This is a genomic window from Kribbella sp. VKM Ac-2566 (genome assembly GCF_004366005.1).
Lineage (GTDB): Bacteria > Actinomycetota > Actinomycetes > Propionibacteriales > Kribbellaceae > Kribbella > Kribbella pratensis.
On record NZ_SODT01000003.1, the window covers coordinates 41,433 to 53,121 of the forward strand.

An 11,689-nucleotide genomic window follows, 5' to 3' on the forward strand; every position below is an offset into this window, starting at 1 on the left:
AGGGTATTCACCTTTGTCGTAGCGCCCATGGATACGGAGATCACCACTGATGGTTAAGCCGATTCTGCAGTTGTACCCGATGCTTCCGGCTGCTGATGAACTGGAGCGCGAGGTTCTTCGTCCACTCGGCCGCAACGTCGAGCGGTACCAGGAAGCCCTTGCGGGCCTGGATGATCTTGTCACGGCAGCTGATGATCTCGGCTTCTGGGGCGTTTCCACAATCGAGCACCACTTCCACTCCGAGGGATACGAGATCGGGCCCAACCCCGCCCTGCTGAACGCGCACTGGGCCGCCAAGACGAAGAGAGTCCGCGTCGGCCAACTGGGATTCACGATGAGCGCGCAGAACCCGATCCGGGTCGCCGAAGATACCGCCATCATCGACCACCTCACGAAGGGGCGTTGCTTCGTCGGCTTCTCGCGTGGCTACCAGTCCCGCTGGACGAACATCCTCGGCCAGCACCTCGGCACCCGAGCGACAGCTTCCCCGCAGGGCTGGTCCGACGATGCCAACGCGCGGGTCACCGAGGCCCAGCGCGCGGCGGAGATCAGCGACGACGAAGTCAATCGCCGCATCTTCCAGGAGAACATCGACATCGTATTGTCGGCCTGGAAGCAGGAGAGCATTGACCACGACTCGAACACCTGGCAGATCCCCTATCCCTACCGTGACGGCCTTGCCGGTTGGGGTATGCGTGAGGTCACGCGGCGCCTCGGCGCGCCTGGCGAGGTCGATGAACAGGGCCGGATCCGACGTGTCAGCGTCACCCCGGCGCCGTACACCGATCCCCACCCACCGGTGTTCGTCGCCTCGAATGCCAGCAAGGAGACCGTCGAGTACTGCGGTACCAAGGGATTCGTCCCAACGTACTTCTCACCGGTCAGCCGTGCCGTGGGCTACGCGCAGGCCTACGTCGATCGTGCCCATGAGGCCGGCCACGAGTTCGCCCTGGGCCAGAACCAGGCGCTTGTGCGATGGATGCAGATCGCCGAGACGCGCGAGCAGGCGCACCGCGCCGTACTCGACTACGACGTGGAGATCTACAAGAACCTGTACTCACCGCTGACGCCGCACGGAGGCCTGGCATTCGACGAAGCCAACCCGGTGCAGTCTGTTCTCGACTCCGGCGTGTGGGTCGCTGGATCCGTGGACGAGGTGCGCGAGGCGTACGTCGCCGAGTGGAAGCAACTGCCGGCGGAGTTCGTCGTCCTGATCTTCCACTACGCCCAGCAGCCGAAGGAAAGCGTCATCAGGAACATGGAGCTGTTCATGGAGCACGTGAAGCCGGCGCTGGACGAGCTGACCGAGTACGCCGCCACGAGCGCACCCGCGCGAAAGGGCGCGTGATGGTCGCCTTGGTCGCGCACCTGACGGCAAGCGAGGGAAATGCCAAGCGACTCGAGGAGTTGCTGCGGCTGCTCGTCGAGCGCTCACGAGAAGAGAACGGCGTCCTCCAGTACACGGCACACCGCGACTGCGACGATGAGTCGAGCTTCTGGATGTACGAGGTCTACGCCGATGACGAGGCGCTGGCGGCCCATCGGGCTCGCAAGCCGCTCGAGGCGCTCGGGAGCGCCTTCCACGAGGCGATCGCGACGCCACCATCCATCACACTGCTGACCCCGCTGGCGAGCCGATGACCGCCGCCATCCTCACCGCCGCGCTGACGGGACCGATGGCGACGAAAGCGGACAACCCGAACCTGCCGACATCGCCCGAAGAGATCGCCGCCGACGCGGAGGCGGCGTACGCGGCGGGCGCGTCGATCATCCACGTGCACCTGCGGGACGCCGAACAGCGGCCGACAGCCGACCTCGACATCGCCCGTCGCACGATCGCACTGATCCAGGAGCGCTGCGGTGCGCTCGTGCAACTGTCCACCGGTGTTGGCTTCGGCGTACCGTTCGAGGACCGGGCGGCACTCGTCGAGCTCCGCCCTCCTATGGCCACGCTTAACGTGTGCTCGATGACCTTCGCCGACGGTGAGTTCCTCAATCCGCCCGACCGGGTGCGAGCGCTCGCGAACCGCATGCGACAGCTCGGTGTGAAACCTGAGCTCGAGCTCTACGACACTGGTCACCTCGACGTGGCGCTCGCGCTGCACCGGGAAGGACTGCTCGTCGAACCGCTGCAGTTCTCGATCGTGCTCGGCGTGCGTGGCGGCATGGCGGCCACGGCGGACAACCTCATGCACTTCGTCCGCCGCATGCCACCGGGCTCCATCTGGCAGGTCATCGCGATCGGCCGAGCGCATCTGCCCTTGACGACGGTCGGCCTTGCTCTCGGCGCGAATGCTCGCACAGGCATGGAGGACACGCTGATGGTCCGCGCCGGCGTTCCGACGAGTGGCAACACGGAGCTGGTCAACCGGATGGCGAACGTGACCCGCGCTCTCGATCGAGAACTTGCGTCCGTGGCCGAAACCCGCGAACGGCTCGGGCTCGACGCAGCCAGTGGTCCGGGGACCAATCCGTCTTGATCATCGTCGGTGCGCTGACCGATGCGCGTCGGTCAGCGCAGCGATACGACGATCTTCCCACTTTGCACGTTGCTCTCCATGTAGCGATGCGCGTCGGCGTACTGCTCGAGGCCGTTGAACACTCGGTCGATCCGTGGGCGCAGGTCCCCACTCCGAAGGCCGTTGAGCAGAAAGTCCTTCCCGCGAGCGGTCGCCGCGTCATCGCGTGGCAGGCCTAGTTGCGGATGGCCGGTGAAGTCATAGATCTTGTAACCCGCATAGAGCCGGATCGTGCGCTCGAAGGCCGACAACAGAGGCAGTGGGGTGATCTCACCATTCATGGTTCCGAGTGCGCCGTACACCACGATATGGCCACGCACACGTGTCGCCCGCGCAAGCGCCTCGAGTCCAGCCCCCGCTACCGCGTCGTACACGACGTGCGCACCTTGGCCGCCGGTGAGCTCCAGCACGCGTGCGGTGACGTCCTCCGACTCCACGACGATCACGTGGTCGAATCCAGCGGCCGCGAGGGTGGGAGCCTTCTCCCTGGTGCGCGTCGTCGCGATGGTCACGGCACGACGTAGACGCGCGACTTGAAGCGCGGCAAGCGCCGTAGCGCTACTGCCGGCGGTCATGACGACGACATCGCCAGGGCTGGTGTTCGCGACCTCGACCAGCGGAAAGTATGCGGTCAGAGTGGTCGTGTTGACCGCAGTTGCCTGTTCCGGACTGAGCTCGGCGGGGTACTCGATCAATCCGTCCTCGGGATAGATGGCGGTTTCACCGTGATTGCCGTACCTGCGCAAACTGGCGATCGGGAAACTGCTCACGCGCGAACCAATACGCAGACTGGTGACATCGGGGCCTACAGCATCGACAATGCCGGCGACGTCGTACCCGATGCCGGACGGCAACTGCGGATCCTCGATGTACGCGCCCATGCGCCACAACAGGTCAGCGCGGTTGAGTGAGAGCGCCTCGACCCGGATCCGCACTTCGTTGGCCCGCGGCTCGGTCAACGGCACCCCCTCGACCTTCAGGACCTCAGGTCCGCCGGTCTCGTGGAAGCGAACGACTCTTGTCAGTTCCACAGTCAGCCTTCCGTTGTCGACGGCGCTTCGCCATCTCGCCGCGGGGGGATGACTGGCAGCAGGAGGTAAGCGTCGCGCCGATTGCCCGCGTGAAGCGTCTGCGTACCGCCAAAGATGTCGGCCGGTCGATCCTCTGGATCGATGTGACGAAATGGCCCGACTCCGGTCATCGGCTCGACCCACGCCAACGGTGCGGGTTCAGCGTCATGCTCGTAGTCCTTGCCACGGACTGTCAGGCCGATGCGATAGCCGGCGGGTACGACGACGCACGTGGGCCAGATCTCGACATCGAGCCCGTAGACGTCGCCCGGGGTCAACGGCTGGTGCTCGTCGTGTGTGTGGTACGGCCGGTACGGCCTGCTCAGCGACGTGTCGAGCTTCCGGTGCGAGGCGCGCATCCAGCCCAGGCTCACCGGTGACCGCGGATCGAGCGCACCCTGGAACAGCACCTCCCGGCCAGCCGGGTCGAAGACGCGCAGCACAAGGAACAGATCCGCGTCTGTCGTCGACGAGGAGACAAAGACTTTCGCCGCTGACGGGCCAGTGATCTCCGTCTCGTGCTCCAGCGGTTCGGTCATGAACGTGATGCCGTCACCAAGCGCGTCGTACGGCACCGCGACGTCAGAGGCCACAGGCTTCTCGACAAGCATTCGGTGCTCGAGATCCAGGTGCAGCCGCCACCACCGCGTGTCGACCAGCGGCCACGCCGACTCGCCTCGCTGCTCGAAACTGCCGTCGACCTTGCGCACCTGCAGTTGTACCGGCGGCTGTTCGGACCATCCATTGTCGACGCCTTTCAGCACGTGGTCGAAGAAGCGCTTTTGCAGGTCGACGCCGTAATCGGTGTAGTAGTGCGTCCAGTGCTCGAGGCCGTGAACCTCGAGCCACCTGCGGTTGGATGCGGCGCGGACGAAGCCCTCGAAGTTGCCGCGCGCGTGCAAGCCCTGCCCGCCCCAGTTCGCCGCAGACAACAGCGGAACTTCGATTCGCTCCCAGATCGGGGAACGCTCTCGATGCCACGAGTCATCGAGCGGGTGCTCCCGTACGGCGTCGCCCAGGTCCGTGCGATTGGCGCGCAACTCCTCGACACTCAAGGTTTCAGGCCCAGCGACCAGCTCCCCGGTGACGCGGCCGACAGGGCCTCGCTCCCCGACGCCGTGCTGTACATTCGCAACCTGCTTAGGGAACCAGTCGCCGAAGAACGTGCTGCGGATGCCGCCGTGATAGGTCATGTCGCGATAGAAGTCCGCTGCCCCTTCCCAGACGCAGATCGCCGCGAGATGCGGCGGTTGCAGCGATGCGACCTGCCATTGATTGATCGCGTAGTACGAGATCCCGCTCAAGCCGACCTTGCCGTTGCTCCAGGGTTGGGTCCCGGCCCATTCGATGCACGCGGCGTAGTCCTGCGTCTCACGCGGCGAGTAGGCGTCGAGGTGCCCGGGCGATCGGCCGGCGCCGCGAGAGTCGACGCGCACGCAGACATAGCCGTCAGGAACCCACTTCTCCGGGTCCACCGCCTCCCAGATCTGGTACTTGTTGCTCGATCGAGCCGCCACGTCAGGATGCGTCGTCACCATCCGGTTCCACTGGTCGGCGTATCCGTCCTGGAAGGCCAGGCCCTTCCCGTACGGACCGTGACTAAGGATGACGGGATATCTGTCCCCATCCAGTGGGCGGTACACGTCGGCACGCAGCACGATGCCGTCGTCCATGGCGATCGCCACGTCACGCTCGATCCGCATGCCATCGGACACTTCGGTGGTCGACACGATGGGAGTGTTCTGTTCAGACACCAGTCAGCTCCTTGTACGAGGGACGTCGATTCCGGCAATGGCGGTCAGATGCGGCCGCCAGCGGAGCGAAGGATCTCCTCCGTTCGCGTCTTGACTCGCGCATTGTGCGAGATGAGCGCGGTCCGCGCAGCCGCTTCGTCTCCGCGCTTGAGTGCGTCGGTGAGCGCGATGTGGTCGCCGATCATGTCGTCCGATGTATCGGTCACTCCACTCAGCGCCAGCGTCATCAGTCCCTTGAGAGAAAGACGCCGGTATGCGCCGAGCAGCGACTCGCTGCCGGCCAGCGACACGACCTGCTCGTGATAGGCGTTGTTGGCCTCCACGTAGCGGCGTACGTCGACGAAGCGGCCGGCTCGGATCAGGGGCATGAGCTCCGCCAATCGCGCATCGAGTTGCTCGAGCTGCGGCTTTGTCGGCCGGCCTGCGATCCGAGCCACGACACCAAGTTCGATGGTGCACCGGGCATCGAACGCCTCCGCACACGTCGCGGCGTCGATCGGCGCGACCATGTAGCCACGCCGTGGGTCGCGGGTGATCAGCGTGTCCGTTGCGAGTCTCGCCAACGCATAGCGAACGACTCCTGCCCCGACGTCGAACTCCTTCGCAAGCGCCGGAATATCGACGATCGCGCCTGGCCTCAGGTTTCGCTGGATAATCTGCCGACGGATCTCCTCGTACACGGCGTCATCGCGGTGGAGATGGAACTCTCCGAAGCCGCCGCGGTAGTAACCCAAGGGGTCGCCGGCACCCGCGGTCGCCGCCAGCACAGCGCCGATAAGCACGCGGTGAGTTCCACCCTCGACTGCCTCGACAACCTGACATTCGATCTGAGCCAGCACGTCCGGCAGCAATGGCGCGCCGGAGAATCCCTCTGCTACGTCGAGGCCGGAGAATTTGTCATCGGCGGAGGAGGCGAACCGCTCGGCAAGCGGCCCCTGATCCTTGTTGAGGATGTTGATCGCGTAGTACCCGGAGCGATAGATCGCCTGACCGGTCCGGCTCGCCTTGTTGACGCATGCGATCATCGTTGGAGGCTCGACAGATAGCGACGCGACCGAACTCGCTGTTACGCCATGTCTCATGCCGCCGTCGTTCGCCGTGATCACGGTGACGCCGGTCATGAAGTGACCGACAACATAGCGAAACGTCGTTGAATCGATGGTCATTTGATCGCCTGCGGATTCGATGGTGCACCGACAGCACCAGGGATGACCAGCGGAGGCGCGACAAGCATGAACTCGTAGACACCGTCGGCCGCGCAGTCCTCGGCCAGTTCGTCGAGTTGCCATATCTCGCCGACGAGCAAACCCATCGAGACGATCATGATGAGATGCAAGGGCTGAAACGTGCCAGAAATCTCGTTGGGGCGTACTTCGACGCCCCAGGTATCCGTGGCGACTGCGGATACGCCATGCCGGTGCAGCCATGGCATCGCCAGCAAGGACAGGCCAGGTGCGTCGCCGCCGGCATAGCCGTCCCAGCCGACCAGAGTTCGCCGGCGTGCCATGTCCCCAGTCCGGATCAACAACGCATCGCCGTCGGCCACAGTCACACGCTGATGAGCGCATGCGGCGTCGAGCAGATCGGCGTCGATCGCCTCACCGGGCCGGAGGTGATCGCGACCCACAACACGCGGGAGGTCGAGCAGCACACCACGCGTGACCAGTGTCGGTATGTTCTCGACGCCGTTACGGCGCGCTCCGCTGCTGTCCACGAGATCGGCGCCGTACCCGTTGTACATCTGTCCGTCGCGGAATATGTGCGACAGCGCGTCCCATTGCGTACCACCTTGCAGCACGAGGAACAGGCTGTCGTCGGCGTAGCCGAGACCGTTCGGGAAGTCTTGCTTGCCTGCCACATGGTCCGTGCCGGTCGCCATCATCTGATGAATCGGGTTGACCCGACCCAGGCCGCCCCTCTGCGGACCCGAGGCGTCCATTGGCAGTTGCAACGAGAAGCCCACACCGCGTCTCACGAGGGCCGCGGCCTCACGCACCTTTTCAGGGGTGATCAGGTTGGCAGTCCCCCGCTCATCTTCTGGTCCCCAGCGTCCCCAATTGCACAGCTTCCGGTAATACTCCTCCAGCAGTTCAAGTGACGGCGCCGCCCATTCAGGGTCATCTGCCACGAGAAACTCCTCTGTAGGATCCGCCATTGCGTGGCCAAAGTACCGCCGTTCGGCGCGTGCCGCTTTGTCAAAGAAGACAAAGCGAGAGCCACACGGTTTGAGCACCGACATCACGTCTGTCAGGCCCTGGAGTATTAACAGAACGGCTGGTTACGGCACGAGCACGATGCGAGAGAAGACATCGTGCGCGTTCACCCTCGCGAGGATTGCGGGAGCCTCGGACAGCGGATGGGTTTCACTCAACACGGCCGACACCGCGCCACGCTCGAGCAACTCGACCACTTCGGTCAGGTCCGCGCGCGTCGTACCCAACGTGCCGACGATCTCGGCCTCTTTTTGGAGAATCGCAATCGAGTCGAGCGCAAGCCGCGCGCCAGGTGCGCCTCCCATGACGCACAGGCGCCCACCGCGAGCGAGTGCAGTGAACGAGTGCAGCAGAGTGATGTCCGTACCCACGATGTCGAGCACCTTGTCCGCACCTCTGCCACCGGTCAGTTCACGCACAGCTTCGACGACATCTACGTCGCGGGCGTTCACGACATGATCAGCGCCGAGCTCAGCGACCCGCGCCAGGCGAGCGTCGTCGACGTCGATGCCGATGACTCTGGCGCCACTCCGCTTGGCGAGCTGCACAGCATGAATTCCAACTCCACCGGCCGCGGCCACAATGGCTACCGTGTCGGTTGGTAAGACCCCGAGCCGTTTCATCACCGCGTGGTACGCCGTACCCAATGCCCCTGGCACGAACGCCCCCTGCGTGTCCGTGACCCCGGGAGACAGCGGGATCGCATTCCGGGCCGGAACGCGGGCGTATTGCGCCAGTCCTCCATCGATGTTGACGCCCACATACCCGCGGAACTCGGAGCAGCGATTCTCGTGGCCCGAAAGGCACGGTAGACACCGGCCACACGTCAGCAAGGGATATACGGCGATACGGTCACCGATGCTGACCTGATTCACCCCTGCGCCGAGTGCGGCAACGACCCCGGCGAACTCGTGCCCCAAGATGAGTGGGGGGTCCTGCGGCTGTGGCAAGGCTGTCTGGTCACGCATCCGGCCGTCGGAGATGGTGACGTCGAAGGCATCCAGCGCCGTCGCTTTCACCTCGATCAAGATCTCGCCCGCACGGCACTCGGGACGCTGCACTCGCTTGACGACAAGGGGACTCTTCCAGCCGGTCAGCACTGCAGCAGTCATCATGCTCACGCTGCTCAGTATGCGCGACGGCAAGACCGCGACATCGTGCGTCTGTTCAACCCGGTCGGGTTGCGCTTGTCGTCGCCCACAAGCGGCAGCTTCGAGCATGAGGCAGGCTAGGCATATCGATCGCAGGCCCAAGGAGGCATGTTCGTGAAATTCCTCGCGGTTGTCAGCCCGCGCGCCGGCGTCGGACTGGCCGAGCTGGCGCCACTGCGGCGCGCCGAGGCGGACTATGTCTGGAGCCACTACGTCACTGGCGTCGTTCGCGAGTTCTACCACCGCACCGACAAACTCGGAGCGGTGCTCATACTGGAGATCGACGACGCACAAACTGGCCACCGTGTGCTGGACGGCCTTCCGATGCTGCAGGCCGGCTTGCTGACCTACGAATTGTTGTCCCTGGCACCGTTTACGCTGATCGCCGACCTATTCGGCGACGACGCGGAGGCCGAGGCATGAGAATCGGCATTATTGGCGCTGGAAACATCGGCTCGACCGCGGCCCGGCGGTTCGTCCGCCTCGGTCATGACGTCTGTATCGCCAACAGCCGAGGACCGCGGAGCCTACGCTCGCTCGTGCGCGAACTCGGTCCGCGGGTGACGGCGGCGACTGTCGAAGACGCCGCGCGTTTCGGTGATGTGGTGCTCGTTGCCATTCTTCTGTTCGGTCTTCGCTCGATGCCGAGCGCTGCGTTCATCGGCAAGATCGTGATCGATCCGAACAACTACTTCGCCGGGCGCAATGGCAACTTCACGGAGCTCGACAGCGGCGAGCTGACACACTCCGAGCTGTTCGCTACGCAGTTTCCCGGGACGCGCATCGTCAAGGGCTTCAACACGCTTTCGCACATCGCGCTCGCGAACGGTGGACGCCCCGAGGCCACCTGGGACGACCGTCTCGCGCTCTACGCCGCAGGCGACGACGCCGCCGCCAAGTCAGTGGTGCTCGATCTGTACGACGCGCTCGGCTTCACCCCGATCGACGCTGGGCCGCTGGTCGCTGGCGGTCGGCAACTACAACCGGGTGGGCCCGTGTTCAACACCGACCTCACCGGGGCGCAGGCCCGGGAGATCTTCCCACATCCCGGTTGGTGACCGAGCAGGTCGCCCGTAAGAACGCACAATCGCGCGAGACGTCGTTTGGCCCAACGGACAACGAGTGTGCTCGACCAGACTCCTACGCTGTCACCGAGGGAGGCCCCTCGAGGGGTGCCACATCGGCTGTGAAATGACGAGGAGGAACTGGATGCGTGCCGTGCAGGTCAGCAAAATCGGAGGACCTGAGGTGTTGGAGGTCGTCGACGTCGTGGTGCCGGAACCGCGCGATGGCGAGACGCTGATTCGAATGGTCTACGCACCTGTCGCGTTCAACGACTACACGGAGCGTACTGACCTGTTCCGGCATCCGGGCGAGCCTGAGAAGCAGACGCCGTTCTTCCTCGGCACCGAGGGCATCGGCGTCATCGAGCGCATCAACGGAGACGCCCACGGGATGGCGGTTGGCCAACGGGTTGCGTTCGTACTGCACGGCGCACGCTCGTACGCCGAATACACCGTGGCGCCGACGGAGCGCCTGATCCCCCTGCCCGACGACATGCCGGACGACGCAGCGGGTGCCGCACTGCTGAGCGGCATGACCGCGCAGATGCTCCTGCACCAGTACCGTCCCATCGGCAGCGGAACCCGTGTGCTCGTGACGGGTGCTGCCGGCGTCATCGGCCGGCTTCTGGCCTCGTGGGCAGCCAGTCTCGGCGCCGAGGTGTTCGCGACAGTCACCTCGCAGGAAGTTGTCGATGACGTCAAGGCGACCGGGGCCGCCTACGTCATCGACATCTCGAGCGAGGACCTGGTCGAGGAAGTAAAGCGGCACACGAACGGCAAGGGCGTCGACATCGCCTTCGACGGGGTCGGCGGCGACACCTGGCGCGACGTGTTCGAGACGCTCGGCGTCCGCGGCATCGGTGTGGCCTACGGCATCACCGGCGGCCTGTATCCGCTCGTCGACCCGCTGACACTGGTCGACCGGTCCCGTTCGGTCGCGAGCCTGCTCTTCTTCAACTTCGTGGAGACGCGAGACGATCTTCTCGCAGTCGCGGAAGATGTCATCGGTGCCTATCGTCGCGGGGCGATCAAGCCGGCCATCAGGACTGTGCTTCCGCTCGAGGAGGCGCCCGAGGCACACCGGCTGCTGCGTACACGCGGCCGCGGCGGCAAGATCCTGCTGCTCGCCGTTGACAGCTGACGATGCTTGCCCACTTATGGCGCGTGCCGCTCAGGCGCGGACGCAGAGGCTGCGGATTCAGCTCCGCGGCTCCGCGATCGTCAGCCGCGATCAACGGGTTCGTCACGATCAGCCGACCGTTCCGAAGCGTGCTCGCAGCGCGCACTACTAATCAAGCCGTACCAAACGACCAGGAGGGCCAGTGATCGGATCGATCTTTGTCAGAGGCCGGTTCATGAGGCGCAGTCCAGCGGTCGCGCTGGCCGTATGCATCGTCGCCTCCCTCGCAACCACAGGCGTCGCTCACGCGAGCACATCGCGAGACGGCACCACAGTCGTAATCCGCGCGTACGCGGACTCCGGCAGGTTCGTGCCGAGTGACGTCGATTGCTCTCGCTGGCCGGCGCCCACGGGAACGGTTTCCACGCTCGAAGCGTCAGGGACGAACCTCATCGGCACCCACGACGGCGACACACTCGTCGGCAACGAGACGTGGGAAGGTTGCTTTTACAATCAGGCCGACAACAGCGTCATGGCGTTCGGCGAGGCGCAGTTCACCGGAACGCTCCAGGGATGCGGCGACGATCAGCCCGGAACGATCAAGATTGGGTTTCACAACAAGATCTCCCCGCCGGATTCCAGCGGAGCACGCGTTTCCGTCGGGATGCACACGCTCGGGGCGCCTGGCACCGGAGGCTTCGCTGCCGTGCAACGCGGCAGCTATGCGACCGTTACCACCATCCGGGACTTCGCATTCACCGACGGCCTCGGTGTCGGCCTGGCCACCTGCTGATCATC

Annotated in this window: 12 protein-coding genes; 7 read left to right on the top strand and 5 right to left on the bottom strand. The window is 64.8% G+C overall.

The features are described 5' to 3' along the window. The first annotated feature begins 49 nt into the window (after positions 1 to 49). Genes EV647_RS02635 through EV647_RS02645 form a run of 3 tightly spaced genes read left to right on the top strand, consistent with a single transcriptional unit; the run spans position 50 to position 2,480 of the window. On the top strand, positions 50 to 1,348 hold the full coding sequence (locus tag EV647_RS02635; protein WP_133997848.1) for an LLM class flavin-dependent oxidoreductase: 1,299 nt from the start codon (positions 50 to 52) through the stop codon (positions 1,346 to 1,348). Next, positions 1,348 to 1,641, top strand: coding sequence for a putative quinol monooxygenase (locus EV647_RS02640; protein ID WP_133997851.1), 294 nt, complete (start codon positions 1,348 to 1,350; stop codon positions 1,639 to 1,641). Before EV647_RS02635 ends, EV647_RS02640 begins: the two co-directional genes overlap by 1 nt. Beyond that, on the top strand, positions 1,638 to 2,480 hold the full coding sequence (locus EV647_RS02645) for a 3-keto-5-aminohexanoate cleavage protein (protein WP_133997854.1): 843 nt from the start codon (positions 1,638 to 1,640) through the stop codon (positions 2,478 to 2,480). Before EV647_RS02640 ends, EV647_RS02645 begins: the two co-directional genes overlap by 4 nt. A gap of 32 nt (positions 2,481 to 2,512) precedes the next feature. Here the strand turns inward: EV647_RS02645 and EV647_RS02650 are convergent, their stop codons facing one another. The 5 genes from EV647_RS02650 to EV647_RS02670 all read right to left on the bottom strand — a co-directional run bounded on the left by EV647_RS02650 (position 2,513) and on the right by EV647_RS02670 (position 8,671). Beyond that, positions 2,513 to 3,550, bottom strand: coding sequence for a zinc-dependent alcohol dehydrogenase family protein (locus EV647_RS02650; protein ID WP_166680196.1), 1,038 nt, complete (start codon positions 3,548 to 3,550; stop codon positions 2,513 to 2,515). A gap of 2 nt (positions 3,551 to 3,552) precedes the next feature. Beyond that, positions 3,553 to 5,292 carry a CocE/NonD family hydrolase gene (locus tag EV647_RS02655; protein ID WP_133998058.1) on the bottom strand — a complete coding sequence of 580 codons (1,740 nt, stop codon included), beginning with the start codon at positions 5,290 to 5,292 and terminating at the stop codon, positions 3,553 to 3,555. 95 nt (positions 5,293 to 5,387) lie between these two features. Continuing rightward, positions 5,388 to 6,509 (bottom strand): flavin reductase, encoded by a 1,122-nt coding sequence (locus EV647_RS02660; RefSeq protein ID WP_133997860.1) that lies wholly within the window; start codon positions 6,507 to 6,509, stop codon positions 5,388 to 5,390. After that, positions 6,506 to 7,471 (bottom strand): cyclase family protein, encoded by a 966-nt coding sequence (locus EV647_RS02665; RefSeq protein ID WP_238176993.1) that lies wholly within the window; start codon positions 7,469 to 7,471, stop codon positions 6,506 to 6,508. Before EV647_RS02665 ends, EV647_RS02660 begins: the two co-directional genes overlap by 4 nt. Before the next feature lie 150 nt (positions 7,472 to 7,621). After that, positions 7,622 to 8,671, bottom strand: coding sequence for an alcohol dehydrogenase catalytic domain-containing protein (locus EV647_RS02670; RefSeq protein WP_238177005.1), 1,050 nt, complete (start codon positions 8,669 to 8,671; stop codon positions 7,622 to 7,624). 144 nt (positions 8,672 to 8,815) lie between these two features. Here EV647_RS02670 and EV647_RS02675 point away from each other — a divergent pair, with 144 nt between their 5' ends. From EV647_RS02675 to EV647_RS02690, 4 genes are all read left to right on the top strand, one after another. After that, positions 8,816 to 9,130, top strand: coding sequence for a hypothetical protein (locus EV647_RS02675; protein WP_133997866.1), 315 nt, complete (start codon positions 8,816 to 8,818; stop codon positions 9,128 to 9,130). Beyond that, positions 9,127 to 9,765 (top strand): NADPH-dependent F420 reductase, encoded by a 639-nt coding sequence (locus EV647_RS02680; RefSeq protein ID WP_133997869.1) that lies wholly within the window; start codon positions 9,127 to 9,129, stop codon positions 9,763 to 9,765. The genes EV647_RS02675 and EV647_RS02680 overlap by 4 nt, the downstream gene beginning before the upstream one ends. 151 nt (positions 9,766 to 9,916) lie before the next feature. Next, positions 9,917 to 10,912 (top strand): zinc-binding dehydrogenase, encoded by a 996-nt coding sequence (locus EV647_RS02685; protein WP_166680198.1) that lies wholly within the window; start codon positions 9,917 to 9,919, stop codon positions 10,910 to 10,912. A 181-nt stretch (positions 10,913 to 11,093) separates the two neighbouring features. Then, positions 11,094 to 11,684, top strand: coding sequence for a hypothetical protein (locus EV647_RS02690; protein ID WP_133997875.1), 591 nt, complete (start codon positions 11,094 to 11,096; stop codon positions 11,682 to 11,684). Positions 11,685 to 11,689 lie beyond the last annotated feature (5 nt).